At 35.3% G+C, this 16,410-nt stretch carries 16 protein-coding genes; 4 read left to right on the plus strand and 12 right to left on the minus strand.

Translation table 11 applies throughout. From position 1 onward, the window contains the following. Nucleotides 1-27: 27 nt before the first annotated feature. The 8 genes from ribA to VUJ46_RS17980 form a co-directional block, all read right to left on the minus strand. Nucleotides 28-624, minus strand: a complete 597-nt coding sequence (ribA, locus tag VUJ46_RS17945; RefSeq protein ID WP_326982073.1) for a GTP cyclohydrolase II — start codon at nucleotides 622-624, stop codon at nucleotides 28-30. Between the two features lie 20 nt (nucleotides 625-644). Beyond that, a complete protein-coding gene (locus VUJ46_RS17950) occupies nucleotides 645-1,097 on the minus strand; it encodes a hypothetical protein (protein WP_326982074.1) in 453 nt (150 codons plus the stop codon). Further along, complete coding sequence (locus VUJ46_RS17955) at nucleotides 1,094-1,705, minus strand: DUF4254 domain-containing protein (protein WP_326982075.1); 612 nt, start codon at nucleotides 1,703-1,705, stop codon at nucleotides 1,094-1,096. Before VUJ46_RS17955 ends, VUJ46_RS17950 begins: the two co-directional genes overlap by 4 nt. 16 nt (nucleotides 1,706-1,721) lie before the next feature. Beyond that, nucleotides 1,722-1,937, minus strand: a complete 216-nt coding sequence (locus VUJ46_RS17960; RefSeq protein WP_267405869.1) for a twin-arginine translocase TatA/TatE family subunit — start codon at nucleotides 1,935-1,937, stop codon at nucleotides 1,722-1,724. Nucleotides 1,938-1,968: 31 nt separating this feature from the next. Next, entirely contained in the window at nucleotides 1,969-3,534 is a 1,566-nt protein-coding gene (locus tag VUJ46_RS17965; RefSeq protein ID WP_326982076.1) for a peptidoglycan DD-metalloendopeptidase family protein, read from the minus strand. Next, on the minus strand, nucleotides 3,531-4,373 hold the full coding sequence (locus VUJ46_RS17970; protein ID WP_326982077.1) for a DUF4292 domain-containing protein: 843 nt from the start codon (nucleotides 4,371-4,373) through the stop codon (nucleotides 3,531-3,533). Before VUJ46_RS17970 ends, VUJ46_RS17965 begins: the two co-directional genes overlap by 4 nt. A 104-nt stretch (nucleotides 4,374-4,477) precedes the next feature. Beyond that, nucleotides 4,478-5,494: a sugar phosphate nucleotidyltransferase gene (locus VUJ46_RS17975; protein WP_326982078.1), complete on the minus strand. Its 1,017-nt coding sequence runs from the start codon at nucleotides 5,492-5,494 to the stop codon at nucleotides 4,478-4,480. Nucleotides 5,495-5,643: 149 nt separating this feature from the next. Then, complete coding sequence (locus tag VUJ46_RS17980) at nucleotides 5,644-7,065, minus strand: lipopolysaccharide biosynthesis protein (RefSeq protein ID WP_326982079.1); 1,422 nt, start codon at nucleotides 7,063-7,065, stop codon at nucleotides 5,644-5,646. A 173-nt stretch (nucleotides 7,066-7,238) separates the two neighbouring features. Between VUJ46_RS17980 and VUJ46_RS17985 the strand changes: the two genes are divergently transcribed. Then, on the plus strand, nucleotides 7,239-8,576 hold the full coding sequence (locus VUJ46_RS17985) for a dihydroorotase (protein WP_326982080.1): 1,338 nt from the start codon (nucleotides 7,239-7,241) through the stop codon (nucleotides 8,574-8,576). A gap of 251 nt (nucleotides 8,577-8,827) precedes the next feature. Here the strand turns inward: VUJ46_RS17985 and VUJ46_RS17990 are convergent, their stop codons facing one another. Further along, a complete protein-coding gene (locus VUJ46_RS17990; RefSeq protein WP_326982081.1) occupies nucleotides 8,828-9,430 on the minus strand; it encodes an FMN-dependent NADH-azoreductase in 603 nt (200 codons plus the stop codon). 109 nt (nucleotides 9,431-9,539) lie between these two features. Between VUJ46_RS17990 and VUJ46_RS17995 the strand changes: the two genes are divergently transcribed. Next, a complete protein-coding gene (locus tag VUJ46_RS17995; protein WP_326982082.1) occupies nucleotides 9,540-9,914 on the plus strand; it encodes a winged helix-turn-helix transcriptional regulator in 375 nt (124 codons plus the stop codon). A gap of 199 nt (nucleotides 9,915-10,113) precedes the next feature. Here the strand turns inward: VUJ46_RS17995 and VUJ46_RS18000 are convergent, their stop codons facing one another. Continuing rightward, nucleotides 10,114-12,411: a GH92 family glycosyl hydrolase gene (locus VUJ46_RS18000; RefSeq protein ID WP_326982083.1), complete on the minus strand. Its 2,298-nt coding sequence runs from the start codon at nucleotides 12,409-12,411 to the stop codon at nucleotides 10,114-10,116. 129 nt (nucleotides 12,412-12,540) lie between these two features. On the opposite strand from VUJ46_RS18000, the gene VUJ46_RS18005 reads away from it, so the two are divergent. After that, entirely contained in the window at nucleotides 12,541-13,422 is an 882-nt protein-coding gene (locus VUJ46_RS18005; RefSeq protein ID WP_326982084.1) for an SDR family oxidoreductase, read from the plus strand. Nucleotides 13,423-13,581: 159 nt separating this feature from the next. Continuing rightward, the gene (locus VUJ46_RS18010) at nucleotides 13,582-14,409 is read left to right on the plus strand and encodes an endonuclease/exonuclease/phosphatase family protein (RefSeq protein ID WP_326982085.1); all 828 of its coding nucleotides are present in this window, start codon (nucleotides 13,582-13,584) and stop codon (nucleotides 14,407-14,409) included. 3 nt (nucleotides 14,410-14,412) lie between these two features. On the opposite strand, the gene VUJ46_RS18015 is transcribed toward VUJ46_RS18010, so the two are convergent. Together VUJ46_RS18015 and VUJ46_RS18020 are read right to left on the minus strand one after the other, a co-directional pair. Then, nucleotides 14,413-15,099, minus strand: a complete 687-nt coding sequence (locus tag VUJ46_RS18015; protein ID WP_326982086.1) for a response regulator transcription factor — start codon at nucleotides 15,097-15,099, stop codon at nucleotides 14,413-14,415. Next, entirely contained in the window at nucleotides 15,089-16,408 is a 1,320-nt protein-coding gene (locus VUJ46_RS18020) for a sensor histidine kinase (RefSeq protein WP_326982087.1), read from the minus strand. The genes VUJ46_RS18015 and VUJ46_RS18020 overlap by 11 nt, the downstream gene beginning before the upstream one ends. Nucleotides 16,409-16,410 lie beyond the last annotated feature (2 nt).

Consider the following 16,410-nt stretch of genomic DNA (forward strand, 5'->3'; position numbering starts at 1 on the left):
TTTGAGCTTCTTTTGCTTCTTACGTTATTAATTATCACTTTCATCCAGTAAATGACCAAAATAATCTTTCTTTGTCTGCAAGTATCCTTTGCTTATCTCATTGGGTGGAATTTGCAGTGGAACTCTTGAATTAAGGTGGATATTGCTTTCAGTTACATATTTTACCTTTTCGGGATTGTTGGTCAAAAGATTAATGTCTTTTACCTCCAGCAGGTTTAAAATTTCAATAGCCACCCCAAAGTTTCTGTCATCTGCAGGAAGACCAAGTTTTAAATTGGCTTCTACCGTATCAAATCCTTTTTCCTGTAATGAATACGCTTTCAGTTTATTGATGATTCCTATATTTCGTCCTTCCTGGCGAAGATAGATGATCATCCCTCCATTTTCATGGATATATTTCATAGCAGCATCCAGTTGCTGCCCACATTCACATTTTTTTGAATGGAAAACTTCTCCGGTAATACATTCTGAGTGGAAGCGTACATTTACAGGTTTTGAAAAGTCTGTATTTTCCGCGATAATTGCCATGTGAGGCATCCAGTCATTTACGTCTTCGGAAAAAGCAATCATTCGGAAAGTACCATGTTCCGTAGGAACGTTAGCTTCCGCCTGAATTTTAATCATTAATTAGCTTAAATTAGTTTTTAATTTCCTTTTAAAGAATCTTCAATCACGTTGATATTGGTTTTCAATCTGACCAAATATCTGTTGAGTACCTCATCATCATCTTTGTTAAGACGCTGTCTTATTTTCTGAATCTTTTTGTAAGATTTTTCGAAACTTTTAATGGCTCTGTTTTTTCCTGAAATGTTTCCGGCATCGATTGCATAAAGATAATTTTGAAGGCTGTACTTTAAGCCAGTCACTTCTTCATTTACATCACCGTTTTTAAATTTGGGAAAAGTTGAGATCAGGTTAGAGATCTCGGAGGCATTTACATTTTCTTTAATATTGATATTAATACTTTTCTTGTTGCTGTTGGAGTCCCCCTTGGATTCGCTGTAAAAGCTGGTAGACAACGGAGAAAAATTAGGTTTTTCCGATGCACAAGAATAACTGAGTATGAATAATAATCCTAGAAAAAGTAGTCGTTTCATTTTTGCCCCTTTTGATAAAGGATTGGGTTAAGACTTTCATCGTTGTACATTTTCATTTGTTTGTACACTTTCATCTTAACATCACCATTTTCAATATCAGTAAGCAACTGATTAATAGAAGTCGACAGATCTTCTTTTTGCATTAAAAGGACATCAAGCTTTGCCTGGCAATTGGCACGATGTTCTTCTGAAGCAGATTCTCTATGAGCTTCTAATGACATGTGATAAACCTTTAATGCAAGTATCGATAATCTGTCAACGGCCCATGCAGGCGTTTCCGTATTGATCTTTGCTAAAGATTTAGGAGTACTATTTTTATATTTTTCCAAGAACCAACTGTCTATAAATTCCACCAAATCAGTTCTTTTCTGATTGGAGGCATCTATCGTTCGCTTTAATACAAGAGCTTCAGTCGGATCAATGTTCTCGTCTCTAATAATATCTTCCAAATGCCATTGAACGGTATCAATCCAGTTCTTTGCATACAAAATCCGTTCCAAACTGTCTTTTTCGAATGGGTTATTAATTAGAGTGTTAACGTCATCAGACACGTGATAATCTTCAATGCTTTGATTGAAGACTTTCCATGCAGTCTCAGTAAAATTCATCGGGTAAAAGAATTTTTTAGTTGCTAGTAGGATTGTTGTTGTTGGTTGAAGAATTTTTGTTTTCTGCCCCAGGTTTGTCTTCTTCCTTTACTGCATCTTTGAATTCTTTAATCCCAGACCCAACACCTCTCATTAATTCCGGAATTTTTTTACCTCCGAAAAGTAACACAAGAAGTATCGCCACGATTAAGATATGTTGCCAAGATAAGGCAAGTATTGTTAATGTATTCATTGCTGATTTTTTTGCAAAGTTAATCCTTTTTTTAATAAGAAACCCAACCTAATGGATCTACGGGTGTAGTTCCGTTCCATACCTGAAAATCAAGGGTGTAGGAGCCGTCGAAATCCTGACCAATCACCCCGACAGGAGTACCTGCCGATACCTGCTGACCTTTAGAAACGCTTACACTTCCCAAGTTGGAATAAATGGTAAAATAACTACCGTGTTTTAGCATAACCGTTTTGGTTCCGTCACTGTTAGCCAATACCGATGATACCGTTCCCGGGAATACAGACTTTGCACGTGTACCTGAAGGCACTGATATTTTTATACCGTTATTTTCTTCGTAGATATTTTTAAATACAGGGTGTGGCTGTCTTCCGAAACGGTGGGTAATTTGCCCCACTTTATCTGCCGGATAGCCTAATCTTCCTCTTGCATCTGCAAAGTTGCTTCCTGCTACTGTTGTAACTCCGTAGCTTGTCATTGCTTTTGTTTCCGCTACTTTTTTATCATCTTCTTTTTTCTTAGCCAATGCCGCTTCTGCTGCTCTTGCAGAGGCTAATTTATCAGCTGCTTCTTTAGCTCTTGCATTGGCTTCATCAGCTGCTTTTTTAGCAGCTAATTTTCTTGCTTCGTCTCTTGCTGTTGCTTCTGCTCTCTTGGCATCTTCATTTCTTTTTCTTTCTTCTTCAGCTCTTTTAGCCGCTAATTCAGCTGCCTTTTTTGCTTCGGCTTCAGCTAGCAATCTTTCTTTTTCTAAAGCTTCAGCTCTTGCTTTGGCTTCAGCTTCAATTCTTGCTTTTTCTCTTTCCGCTGCTATTTTAGCCAAACGAATTTTCTCTGCTTCTGCTTTTTTTCTTGCTTCTTCCTCAGCTTTTGCAATTCTGATCTCTTCAGCAATGATGGATCTGATTTGTCCCTCCAATGCTTTAGACTGCGTTTGCTTTTGTCTTAATTCTCCGGCTAATTTTGTCTCGTTTTTCTTGAATTCTACAACAAGCTGCTCTCTCTGAGCTCTTTCAACGTTGATGGTTTTCAGATCTTTCTGTTGGTTTACCAAAAGATTTTCTTTTTCCTTCATTGAATTTTGCCTCTGAGCAATTGTCTTTTTAATCTGCGCTGCAGCATTTGAGATTTCAGCCGCTTTTTTGTCTTGATAGTCGGAATATTGCTTTAAATACTGAACCCTTCTGATGGCTTCACCCATATTTTTAGCAGAAAGAATAAAGGTCACTTTATTTTGTACCCCTTTATTTTTATAGGCTTTTACAAGAACATCCGCGTAATTTTTTCTGAGAACGGCCAGTTCTCTGTTTTGTTTGTTGATTTCAAGTTGTTTAAGGTAGATGTCATCCTCAATAAATCTCTTTTCCTTTTGCGTATTATTGTATACCTTCTCTCTTAGTTGAAGCTTCTTATTAACATTGTCAAGGTAAGCTACTGAAAGTTTAGATTCGCTTCTTGTCTTTGCTAAATCTGTATTTATTTGTGCAATTTGTTTTTTAAGATCGGCATTTTGTTTTTGTAACTGCTCCTTTCTTCCACTTTGAGCGTGGTTCAGTCCAAACAATAAAATACCTATTAAAAAGCTAAATTTTTTAATCATTTAATCTCAATTTTCTTGTAACTAGATGGTACAGAATAGGCTGTTTCCATCCTCGAAAAGTCAAATTTCGTATTTTCTAATAAGATTTGGCTCGATTTTGAACCTTTTATAATTATTTTAACATTTTTTGGAAGACGGATTCCGTTAAACACCTCCCAGTTGCTGTAAGAAATTTCCAGCTCATCTGATGAAAGCACATCCTTTAAATTCACATCCAGCAAATCGTAATTTTCGTCATAGTGCAATGTTATTTTATATTCCCTTTTCTTTTCGTCTGTTTCTATTTTCTGGGTTCCGTTAGAAACCATTTTGTATCCCTGTGCATTTTTAGTCAGCGAAAACTGAGAATCACTTATTTTTACGAATGTTCTTCCCATTAAAATTTTTTCCAGCGATTTATAATCAATGAAATTGACATTTAACAGTTTATTGAGATAGTCAAAATCAGAATCAATATAAGATTTACTTGTTCTGTCAAAACCTTTTACTCCGTCCGGTGTTGCGATTCCTCTTGCTACGTTGATGAATAACGCCTGAAGATTCATCCAAACCTTTTTGTTATTTTCAATATAAATAGTCGCATCAAGCGTCGGAATAAAACTTCCGGTCTCAACATTTACTTTGCTGTTTATTTTTATCTGATCGAATGTGGGAGGAAGAAGCACATGTTGGTAAAAAGACATTTTGTCTCTTACAGGTTCATTGGCATCTTTTGGGTTGTTATCGTTATTCATAACGGTGCTGTCAGCCACCTTACCATTGTTATTTCTGGTTGCATTTCTGGTTTTACATGAAGATAAAACGAGCAATAACAATAATAATGAGATCCAGTTTTTCATGTGTTTTTCTTTTCGAATAGTTAAAATACGGTGCAATATTAACGCCAAACCACACAAAATGTTTTGTGTGGTTTGAATATACGGTATTAATTTAAAACAATTAATTATTTAGACAAAAAATCCAAAACGGAATAATCACCTAATGAAATTTCTCTTGCAACACCGAAATACTGCGCAGAATTTCCGATCATTGAGTTGGAAAGATTTCCATGGTTAATGGTTGTGTTTTCCTGAATCAAAGAATTTTCAATATTTGAATTTACAACTACCGTGTTATTTCCCAACGAAACACCAGGACCAACTTTTGAGTTTGAAATCTTAACATTTTCACCAATAAAACAAGGCTGAATGATCAAAGAATTCTCAATTTGTGCAGAAGCGGGGAAGTGAGACATTTCTTCTTTTTCGTAAGCTAAAATTTTGCTGTTGGTTTCTACGGTTGCATTTTTATTTCCGCAATCCATCCAGTCGTTCACTTTTCCAAGTGTAAATTTTGCCCCTTTTGATCTGAGGTTTTCCAGCGCTGTCGTCAACTGATATTCGCCACCATTTTTAATATCGTGATCCATGATATAATTGATTTCTTCCATCAGTTTTTCAGCGCTGTTGAAATAATAAATTCCGATAATCGCCAAATCTGAAACAAAAGTTTTGGGCTTCTCAACAAAATCAGTAATGAAACCATAGTTATCTAATTTTACAACTCCGAAAGCTGCAGGGTCTTCAACACTTTTTACCCAGATTACCCCATCCGAATTTTTATCTAAAACAAAATCTGCACGGAAAAGCGTGTCGGCGAAAGCGATCACAATATCTCCTGTCATCGATTGTTCTGCACATTTAATAGCATGTGCTGTCCCAAGAGGGTCATTTTGGTAATAAATACTTCCTTTTGCTCCCAATTTTTCAGCGATCTGAACCAGAGATTTTTCAATCTCAGGACCAAAATCTCCGATGATAAAAGCTACTTCTTCAATTTCTTCTCCTGCAACTTTAGCAATATCTTCAACTAATCTTTGTACGATTGGCTTTCCGGCAATGGGAATGAGAGGTTTTGGAACCGTTAAGGTATGCGGACGTAATCTGGACCCACGTCCAGCCATAGGAACTATAATTTTCATAAATGATGTAAAGAGTTTTTTATTAGTTAGTTTCAATATCTAGGTTAAAGATAATAATTAAAACCTATGCTGTGGTATGATTAATATCTTTTTAAATATTTGTTTACATTCGAACAGCCTTGTTTAAGCAGCAAAACAAAGACCAAAGTTTAATTCTTTCGGATTCTTGATAAAATCATGGCTTTTTCGGAGTAAAGGACAATACCTGCATAAATTATGAAGAGTAAATTTCCTATCCATAAATTATAGTCAAAAAATACCACGATTATATAGCTGAAAATAGCTAAAAGAATAATAAAGAAAGAGATTTTTTTCATTCGGTATGGAATAGGATAATATTTCTGACCAAGGAAATAAGAAAGAATCATCATTGAGAAGTAAGCAGCTAAAGTTACCCAAGCAGAAACCATAAATCCGTATTCTTTTAATAAAACCAAATTTAAAATAATCGTAATGATAGCGCCCGTCCAGGAAATATAAGTTCCTATTCTTGTTCTGTCGGTTACTTTATACCACGTGGAAAGATTATAATAAATTCCAAAAAATAAATTGGCAATTACAATAATAGGAATGATATTAATAGCAATCCAGTAAGAACTGTTCGGTACCAATAAAAGCTTAATCCAAGAAACATTAGCAATGATTCCCAATGCTACAATCGATGCAAAAAATGAAAAATATTCAGTTACTTTCGCATAGGTGTTTTTGGCATTTTCATTATTCATTTGTTTAAAGAAGAACGGTTCAATTCCCATTCGGTATGCCGTGACGAAAAGTGTCATCAAAACCGCCATTTTATAACAACCACCATAAGCACCGGCATCAGAATCTTCAATTAAAAACCTTTGAATGAATTTGTCAAAATTTTCATTCACCATAAATGCCAGTCCGGCAATCATAATCGGCCATGAATATTTAATCATTTGAAGAAAAAGATCTTTAGAAAATTGAAATTTTACTTTCAAAATAACAGGAACAACCAATAAAACTCCAACAAAACTTGCCGCTAAATTACTGTAAAAAGGATAAGAGACTTTTTCTTTTAAGCCTAATTTAAGTGAAAATTCCTGTGGAATATAAAGGAATAAAGCAATCGCAAATGCGCTTTGAAAAACGGCTTGTATTACTCTGATAGCCGTATATTTTATAGGTTTGTTGTGAAATCTGAACCAAGCTAAAGGAATCACAAGAATATTATCGAAGAAAGCAATCCATGCAAACCATCGAATGAATTCCGGCGTATTAGAATAGTCAAAAAGATCAGCAATTGGTTGATTAAATAATAAAACAAGTATTAAAAAAACTGTCGATAAGCCTGTTAAAAACCAAAAAGAGGTATTGAAGACTTTCTGCTCATTGTCTTTATCCGATGAAAATCGAAAATATGCCGTTTCAAAACCAAAAGAAAGAACAATATTGACAAATGAAATCAATGCATACAGATTGGTGAAAATCGCAAATGCACTATTGTCGATATTTTTAATAAATAAATAGTTAAGCAAAACAACAATTATCCTTGGCATAATTGCGCCGATTCCATATATAATTGTTTCGTTAAGAAGTTTCTTCAAAATGTGAAATTTTTATGCAAATGTAAATATTTAGAAATTGATTTTTTATCGGTGACATAAAAATTCGTTCATAAACCTTAATTTTGAAAAACTTTGTCAAAGTTCAAAACTTTGACAAAGTTGGCAGTTGAACAGGACTGTGGTTTAAGCATCCAATATTTAAAAAGTAAACAATGAAGACCTTAATCAAAAATGTAAAAATCGTCAACGAAGGAAAGATCGTTGAAGGTGATATTCTAATTGAAAATGATTTAATTTCTAAAATAGATTCCCAAATTTCTGAAGATGCAGATCAAATTATCGATGGTGAAGGGAAATATCTTTTACCGGGAGTAATTGATGATCAGGTGCATTTTCGCGAACCGGGTTTAACGCATAAAGGTGAAATTGAAACTGAATCTCGTGCTGCAATCGCTGGTGGAACAACAAGTTTCATCGATCAGCCGAATACTGTTCCGAATGCTGTTACGCAGGAATTATTGGCAGATAAATATGAAATTGCATCTCAAAAAGCGTACGCCAATTATGGTTTCATGATGGGGGGAACGAATGACAATCTGGAAGAAGTGTTGAAAACAAATCCAAGAAATGTTCCTGGAATTAAACTATTTTTGGGTTCGTCAACAGGAAATATGTTAGTGGATAATCCTGAAACTTTGGAAAATATTTTCAGTAATACCAAAATGCTGATTGCCGTTCATTGCGAGGATGAAGCGACGATTAAAGCCAATACTCAAAAATATGTTGATGAATACGGTGAAGATATTCCTGTGAAATTCCACCATTTGATTAGAAGTGAAGAGGCCTGTTATAAATCTTCTTCAAAAGCAATTGAATTGGCAAAAAAAACGGGAGCGAGACTTCATGTTTTTCATTTGTCAACAGCGAAAGAAACGGAACTTTTCAGAAATGATATTCCTTTAAAAGATAAAAAAATAACGGCGGAAGTTTGTGTTCATCACTTGACTTTCACCAATGAAGATTACGAGACAAGAGGTGGATTAATAAAATGGAATCCTGCCGTAAAAACGCAAAAAGACAAAGACGGACTTTGGGAAGCGTTGTTGGACGATAGAATTGATGTAATTGCTACAGATCACGCACCACACACTTGGGAAGAAAAGCAGAATACGTATCTAAAATGCCCTTCCGGAGCACCTTTGGTTCAGCATTCTTTAGTCGTAATGTTAGAAAATTATAAAAACGGTAAAATTTCTTTGGAGAAAATCGTTGAAAAAATGGCTCATAATCCGGCAATCCTTTTCAGAGTGGAAAAAAGAGGTTTTGTGAGAGAGGGTTACAAAGCAGATTTGGTTTTGGTTGACTTAAATGAAAACTGGACGGTTGGAAAAGAAAATATCCTTTATAAATGCGGTTGGAGCCCATTGGAAGGAATGAATTTCCATTCTAAAGTAACTCATACTTTTGTCAACGGAAATCTGGTTTATGACAACGGAAAAATTAATGAACAGAAATTCGGAGAGCGTTTGCTTTTTGAAATTCAGGAATAAATAATTTCAAAGTATTGAAATCAATAGGAACGGGCTTTAGCCCGTTTTTTTATTGGCGATTATTCGAATTGGCTTTAGCCAAAATATAATTTTCTCTCGCAGATCACTCAGAATACGCAGATGATTTCGTTAAAAAAAATCTGTGTAATCAGCCAAATCTGCGAGAGAAAAATAATTCAAATTAAAATAAAAAACGAAACCTTCTCAAATTTGAAAAGGCTTCGTTTTCTAACACTTGTATCTAAAAAAAATTAATCAATAGTAATACCATTAATCGCTTTTTCCAAAGACGTTTCCTGAATTCCCGGAATCGCCAATCCTTCCGCACGAAAAACGCTAACATCCGTCACTCCATAAAAACCAAAAATATTTTTGATGTAAGGGACATTAGAATCATAAATTTGATAAGGTCCATCCGAATAAATATTTCCAGAAGTGAAGGCGATGTATAATTTTTTGTTATTCAATAAGCCTTTTGGTCCGTTTTCATCATATTTAAAAGTATATCCTGCTCTTGAAGTAAAATCAAAATAAGCTCTTAAAGTAGCCGGAACCGAGAAATTGTACATCGGAGAATCTATCACGATAATGTCTGCTTCCTGTAATTCTGAAATTAATCCTGTTGAATATTCATTGATTTCTGCCTGTTCAGAAGAATGATTTTCTGCCGGAGAGAAAAAAGTATTGATGTGAACTTCTTCCAAAAGTGGGACTAAGTTTTTCGTCAGATCACGCTCTTTTATGATAACATCAGAATATTTTTCCTGAATTTTTTCGATAACGGCATTTCCTAATTTTCTGCTTGCAGATATTTCAGCTCTTGGGCTTGAAATAATGTGAAGTATGTTTTTCATTTTTTTTAATTAAAATTTCTTTTACAAAATTATGTACATTTGCTAAAGAAAAGTTAGTAGTATACAAAAGGTTAGTACTAACCTTTTTGTTAGTTGAAAAATTAGTTTTATGGAAAATTCTGTTGCTTCAGCAAAACATCTGTTTACCGGAAAATGCTCCGAAAACCTTTCGTCTGTGGAAGATGCGATCTATGTAATCGGTGGAAAGTGGAAACTGAAAATCATCATCGTTTTACAAGAAAACGGAAATATCCGCTTCAACGAATTACAAAGAACAATCAACGGAATTTCAGCGAGAGTGCTTTCTAACGAATTGAAAGATTTGGAATTAAATGGTTTCGTCAAAAGACTTGTTCACGCAGATCAAACGCCTGTTATGGTGGAATATATCTCAACGGATTATAGCCGAACATTGAAACCTGTTATCATCGCGCTTTCAGAATGGGGAAAGACGCATAAGAGAAAAATTAAGGAAGATTTTTAAAATAAAAAAGACTACAAATCGCAGTCTTTTTTATTTGTTTTCCCACAGATTTCTCAGACTTTCTCAGATGATTATGCTAAAAAAAATCTGCGTAATCTGCAAAATCAGCGAGAGAATATATTATTAGAATTGATTCATATCCACTTAAAATTAGTGAAACTAGTGCAAAACATTCGCGTCATTAGTGTTTAAGTAAAAATTATTTTTTCGCTTTAGCACCCATATAAAAGCTCAACTTCCCACCATTCATCAATTCAGAATGTTTCAACGTAAAGTTTTTAATTTCCTTTCCATTCAATAGAATTTTTTGCACATATACATTCTTCGGACTTTGATTAATCGCTTCAATCTCAAAAGTTTTTCCGTTTTCCAAATTCAAAATAGCATGATCAACAGCCGGACTTCCAATCGCATAATCTTCCGAACCTGGAGCAACAGGATAAAAACCAAGCGAACTCAAAATATACCAAGCACTCATTTGTCCCGTATCGTCATTTCCACCCAATCCATCAGGAGTTGCTTTGTACTGCATTTCTAAAATATGACGAATTTGAGCCTGCGTTTTCCACGGTTGCCCCGCCCAATTGTAGAAATAAGCTACATGATGTGCCGGCTCGTTTCCGTGAACGTAACCGCCGATAATTCCTTCTCTTGTAATATCTTCGGTATCTGCGAAAAATTCGTCTGGTAAATGCATGGTGAACAATTCATCCAGTTTTGCAGCGAATTTTTTCTTGCCGCCCATTAACGTTATTAATTCATCTGGATTTTGAGGAACAAAGAAGCTGTAATTCCAGGAATTTCCTTCGATGAAACCTTGTCCGTGAGTGCTTAAAGCATTAAAATCTTTCTTAAAACTTCCGTCTGCCAAACGTGGACGCATAAATCCGGTTGATTTATCAAAATTATTTTTCCAGTTTTCAGAACGTTTGATGAATTGATTATAAATTTCCGTTTCACCCAAATGTTTTGCTAATTGAGCAATGGCCCAGTCGTCATAAGCATATTCCAATGTGTTGGAAACTGAAGTTCCATTCTTTTCAGCAGGAATATATCCTAAATCAATATATTGCCCGATTCCTTCGTAATCTCTTTTATTAGCAGTCGCGACACAAGCTTTCAACGCTTCTTTGGCATCACCTTTATAATTCCCTTTGATAATTGCATCCGCAACCACGCTTACACTGTGATAACCGCTCATACACCAATTATCGTTCGCATAATGCGACCAGATCGGCAACATTTTCATGGAGAATTGATCATAATGAGCCATCATCGATTTCACCATATCGCCGTTTCTTTTTGGCTGAATAATATTGAAGAAAGGATGCAGCGCTCGATACGTATCCCAGATCGAAAATGTGGTATAGTTCGTAAAACCTTCCGCTTTATGCGTGTTTTGATCTAAACCTTTATATTCTCCATTCACATCGGTATACGTTGTTGGATTGATAAAAGTATGATACATCGCCGTATAGAAATTCGTTTTTTCTGTTTCCGAACCTTTGATAACGATTTTATTTAATTCTTTATTCCATTCCTCCTGCGCTTTTGCTTTTACCTGATCAAAAGATAAATTGCCCACTTCCTGAGTCAGATTTTCCATCGCGTTGGCCTGACTCACTGGGGAAATTGCCAGCTTAACTTCAATGGCTTCATTTTCATTCGTATCAAAATCAAAATACATTTTCAGGTTTTTTCCGGCGATTTCAGGGAAGTTTTTCGTTTGATCGAATTTTCTCCAAAATCCATTATACACCTGTTTTCCATCATAATTTTTCTGACCGTAAGATTTAAATGGCTTGGAAAATTTCATCGCGAAATACACCGTTCTCGTTCTTGCCCAACCGTTCGTTTGTCTGTAACCTGTGATGGTATTTCCGTTTTCCACGCGAACATAAGTCCAAACGTTTTTGCCGTCATAATTGTAAATTCCAGCCATCAAATCCAGAATAATATGTGCCTGATCAGATTTTGGGAAAGTATAACGATGAACGCCAACTCTTGTTGAAGCCGTTAATTCAGCCAAAATATTGTGATCGTCCAGTTTTACTTTATAATATCCGGCTTCTGCTTTTTCATTTTGATGTGAAAATCTGCTTCTGTAGCCACTTTCAGGATTCGTTGCGGTTCCCGGATTTAATTGTAGTTTTCCGACCGTTGGCATCACCAGAAAATCTCCCAAATCAGAATGTCCTGTTCCACTGAAATGCGTTGAACTAAAACCTACGATCGTTTTATCTTCATAACGATATCCTGCACAGTATTTATACACATCACCATTGTATTTTCCGTTGAGTTCATAGGAAATAGTATCTGTTTCGGGGCTGAGCTGTACCGCTCCAAAAGGAACTGTAGCTCCGGGATAGGTATGTCCCATTTTTTCCGTTCCGATTAACGGGTTGACATACTGATATAGTTTTTCGAATTGCTGAGCTTTAAGATTTAAACTAAAAAATAGAAGAAATAGTAAAACAGAAGTTCCTGGCCGTTTCATATAGAATTATATTTTTTGGAGCATAAAATTAAATAAAATTCAAAGAATAATTATTTACTGCATTATTTATCGGATTAATTTAGACACAATCCATTCAATATTTATTATTTTTAAGAAAAAATAAAACGTATGAATCTTTATACACAACCGATGTTGCGTGAAGACGCTCTGAAAGATAAAGTAGCGATTGTTACAGGCGGCGGAAGCGGTCTTGGAAAAGCAATGACCAAATATTTCCTTCAATTGGGCGCAAAAGTGGTGATCACTTCCCGAAATTTGGAAAAATTACAGGGAACAGCGAAAGAATTGGAAGATGAAACAGGCGGAAAAGTACTTTGTGTAGCCTGTGACGTGCGAAACTGGGATGAAGTGGAAGCCATGAAAGAAGCTACTTTAAAAGAATTTGGTAGAATTGATATTTTATTAAATAACGCCGCCGGAAATTTTATTTCTCCCACCGAAAGATTAACGCATTCTGCTTTTGATTCTATTTTAGATATTGTCTTAAAAGGAACAAAAAACTGTACACTTTCTATCGGTAAACACTGGATCGATTCTAAAACACCGGGAACGGTTTTAAATATTGTAACCACTTATTCATGGACGGGCTCTGCTTATGTAGTACCTTCTGCGTGCGCAAAAGCTGGTGTTTTAGCCATGACAAGATCGCTTGCAGTAGAATGGGCAAAATATGGAATCCGCTTCAACGCGATTGCTCCGGGACCTTTCCCTACAAAAGGCGCTTGGGACAGATTACTTCCGGGAGATTTGCAGGAAAAATTTGATATGAAGAAAAAAGTTCCGTTGAGAAGAGTAGGAGAGCATCAGGAATTAGCTAATCTTGCCGCGTATCTGGTTTCCGATTATTCTGCGTATATGAATGGCGAAGTGGTAACCATTGATGGCGGAGAATGGTTGCAAGGTGCGGGAGAATTCAATATGCTGGAAGATATTCCTCAGGAGATGTGGGATGCTTTGGAAGCGATGATTAAAGCGAAAAAATCAAACTGATAATAGTTATAAGTTATTAGTGAGGAGTTAATTTTGCTTATTGCTTATTGCTTATTGCTTATTGCTTATTGCAAAATTTAACATAATAATTACAATCACAAGGCTTCTCTCTTCGGGAGAAGTTTTATTTTTGTTGCTGTTAATTAAAAATAGAAGATTATGAATTTCAGATTTTCAACGGTATTCTTACTGCTTTTTGCATTAGGTTTCTCGCAGGATCTTAAGGTGATGAGTTTTAATATCAGGCTTAATGTAGATTCAGACAAAGAAAATGCGTGGCCAAACAGAAAACAGGATGTTGCAGATTTATTGATGTATTATCATCCGGATTATTTCGGGGTTCAGGAAGCGCTTCCGGAGCAAATGAAAGATATTAAAAACGGGTTGAAGAACTACGATTATATTGGCGTTGGCAGAGATGACGGTAAAGAAAAAGGTGAATTTTCAGCTATTTTTTATGATATAAACAGGCTTCAGGTAGTAAACTCAGGAACATTTTGGCTTTCTGAAACTCCTGAAAAACCGTCAAAAGGTTGGGATGCAGCGTTGAATAGAATTTGTACCTATGTCGTTTTTAAAGATAAAAAATCTAAAAAAGAATTTATGGCGCTGAACCTGCATTTCGATCATATCGGGAATGTAGCGAGAGTGAAATCTTCTGAACTGATTTTAAAGAAGATCAAAGAAATCAATCCTAAAAATCTGCCGGTAACCGTGAGTGGTGATTTTAATTTAACTGAAGATTCGGAGCCGATTAAAATTATGTCTCAAAATCTACAGGACAGTTTTTATCATTCAGAAACAAAACATTACGGGCCAAAAGGGACGTTTACAGATTTTAATGTGAATGAAGTTCCAAAAGAGAGAATCGATTATATTTTCGTAAAAGGTTTCAAAATAAAATCTCACAGACACATCAACGACAGAAGAGAAAACTTACTGTATCCGTCAGACCATTTTCCTGTTCTGACAGAGCTTTCTTTCTAAAATTTAATGAGTCGGAAAATCAATTTCAAATCCAATTCCTCGCAGGGATTGGATTTTTATTTGGTCGTCATGCTGAAAATATTTTCTCAGTCGGCTGATAAAAACATCCAGGCTTCTTCCTGTAAAATAATCATTCGTTTCCCAAAGATTATCAAGAATATCATCTCTTTTCAATGCTTTTTTATTGTGTTTTAAAAGGTAGAGCAACAATTCCTGTTCACGGATGGTTAACCGGATTTTTTCTTTTGGATGAATGAGCAGCAGTTTTTCTGTGTTTAAAGTATATTCGCCGATTTTAATTTGTGTTTCAATTGTTGCTGGCGTTATTCTTTTCAGGATATTTTTAATCCTTAAAACCAATTCTTCAGGATCACAAGGTTTGGCGAGATAATCATCTGCTCCAATTTTTAAACCGGTCAGTCGATCGAGTTTTTGATTTTTAGCTGTTAAAAATAAAATCGGAAAGTCGGGTTTCTCTTTTAAAATCATTTTAGCGAGAGAAAATCCATCCAGATTGGGCATCATAATATCTAAAATACCAATATGAAAGTGAAATTCCGCCGTTAAAATTGGAATAATATCCATCGGATCCTGAAACCAGGTGACGTCAAAATCTTCCAGTTCCAGATATTGTTTAAGGATCATTCCAAAATCAGAATCGTCTTCTGCCAAAAGGATTTTAGTTTTCATAAGGAAGAGTGATTTTAAAAGTTGTGCCTTCGTTTATAATGCTTGAAACGTCTATTTTTCCGTGATAACCGTCTATTATCCTTTTTACGAAATACAATCCGAGCCCCAGACCTTTGCTATTGTGAATATTGTTTGATTGTATTCTGTAAAACTTCTCGAAAATATTTTTCAATTCCTTTTTCTCGATTCCGTTTCCGTTGTCGGTCACTTTTATTTCAAGACTATTTTTCGGGATATTGATCTCAATTTTTACCTCCGAAGCTCCATATTTTACGCTGTTTTCACAAAGATTTTTGATTACGGTTTCCATTAAATTTTTATCAAAAGGAATTTCCTGATCGACCGAATTTTTCAGATCAAATAAAATGTCAGGATGGGTAAAGGAGAGATCTTTAATGAAAAAATCCCAGTCCTGAGGTTGAGTTTTCGTCAGTTTTTCTCCGGATTCGTCTTTGTGTAGCTGAAACATCAGACTTTCCAGACGATTAATCTGCCGGTCAACTAAATGAAGCGTTTCCGGATTAAATTCTTTTTTTAATGTTTTTGAAGCAATTTTTAAAGTGGCAATCGGTGTTTTGAATTCATGGGAAATATTATCCACGACCGTGTGCAAAACTTCCACCTGCTTTTGCTGTCTGATTAAATTTTTAACCGTAAAAATATAAAGCATTAATACCGAAAACAGAATGGCGATGCAGCTCAGAAAAAGAAAAGTGAGTTCTTTGAAAACAAGACTTTTGATATTTAAAATTTCAAAATCGGTGCGACTTTTTATCAGAAAGCTATTATTTCTTTCAAGTTTTCCGTTGATATCGTTCGTCGATTTTGAAGTGGTTTCCCATCTTCCGGTGTTCGTGATTCCGGGTTTTACCAGTTGATTTCGTGTTTCAAATATCGTAATTGGGCTTTCCAAAAGCTGAACTTTGGTAGGAAGTGAGACAATAGATAAATATTGAATTCTTACCGCAACCTCATAATTTTCTTTTTTAAATAAATTATCCACATAATTACTGAAACTTTTCTGATTGGTCTTTCTGTTTTGATCGAAAAGATTTAAAAACTCTTTTTGTGTAATTTTTTTATCATTGTATTGAGCGAAGATGTTTTGGAGATCATCATCCGATGCTTTTTTCAGTCCTTTTTTATCTTCCAGATCGTCGGTATAGGTCGAAAGGCGGTTATTCATGTCCCGGTAAATTTCCCTTTCTTTCACCTGATAGGTTTTGTACATAAAATAGCCCTGAATTCCCAAAAGGATCAGGAACAGCGTGGTAAAAAGAACAATGAGATTTTTACTTTTCAACATCATAA

Source organism: Chryseobacterium sp. MYb264 (assembly GCF_035974275.1).
Taxonomy (GTDB): Bacteria; Bacteroidota; Bacteroidia; order Flavobacteriales; family Weeksellaceae; genus Chryseobacterium.

What these genes read in the sequence shown, in the direction of transcription:
- ribA (WP_326982073.1), bottom strand. Translation starts at nt 624, where the DNA reads ATGATTAAAATTCAGGCGGAAGCTAACGTTCCTACGGAACATGGTACT.
- VUJ46_RS17950 (WP_326982074.1), bottom strand. Translation starts at nt 1,097, where the DNA reads ATGAAACGACTACTTTTTCTAGGATTATTATTCATACTCAGTTATTCT.
- VUJ46_RS17955 (WP_326982075.1), bottom strand. Translation starts at nt 1,705, where the DNA reads ATGAATTTTACTGAGACTGCATGGAAAGTCTTCAATCAAAGCATTGAA.
- VUJ46_RS17960 (WP_267405869.1), bottom strand. Translation starts at nt 1,937, where the DNA reads ATGAATACATTAACAATACTTGCCTTATCTTGGCAACATATCTTAATC.
- VUJ46_RS17965 (WP_326982076.1), bottom strand. Translation starts at nt 3,534, where the DNA reads ATGATTAAAAAATTTAGCTTTTTAATAGGTATTTTATTGTTTGGACTG.
- VUJ46_RS17970 (WP_326982077.1), bottom strand. Translation starts at nt 4,373, where the DNA reads ATGAAAAACTGGATCTCATTATTATTGTTATTGCTCGTTTTATCTTCA.
- VUJ46_RS17975 (WP_326982078.1), bottom strand. Translation starts at nt 5,494, where the DNA reads ATGAAAATTATAGTTCCTATGGCTGGACGTGGGTCCAGATTACGTCCG.
- VUJ46_RS17985 (WP_326982080.1), top strand. Translation starts at nt 7,239, where the DNA reads ATGAAGACCTTAATCAAAAATGTAAAAATCGTCAACGAAGGAAAGATC.
- VUJ46_RS17990 (WP_326982081.1), bottom strand. Translation starts at nt 9,430, where the DNA reads ATGAAAAACATACTTCACATTATTTCAAGCCCAAGAGCTGAAATATCT.
- VUJ46_RS17995 (WP_326982082.1), top strand. Translation starts at nt 9,540, where the DNA reads ATGGAAAATTCTGTTGCTTCAGCAAAACATCTGTTTACCGGAAAATGC.
- VUJ46_RS18000 (WP_326982083.1), bottom strand. Translation starts at nt 12,411, where the DNA reads ATGAAACGGCCAGGAACTTCTGTTTTACTATTTCTTCTATTTTTTAGT.
- VUJ46_RS18005 (WP_326982084.1), top strand. Translation starts at nt 12,541, where the DNA reads ATGAATCTTTATACACAACCGATGTTGCGTGAAGACGCTCTGAAAGAT.
- VUJ46_RS18010 (WP_326982085.1), top strand. Translation starts at nt 13,582, where the DNA reads ATGAATTTCAGATTTTCAACGGTATTCTTACTGCTTTTTGCATTAGGT.
- VUJ46_RS18015 (WP_326982086.1), bottom strand. Translation starts at nt 15,099, where the DNA reads ATGAAAACTAAAATCCTTTTGGCAGAAGACGATTCTGATTTTGGAATG.
- VUJ46_RS18020 (WP_326982087.1), bottom strand. Translation starts at nt 16,408, where the DNA reads ATGATGTTGAAAAGTAAAAATCTCATTGTTCTTTTTACCACGCTGTTC.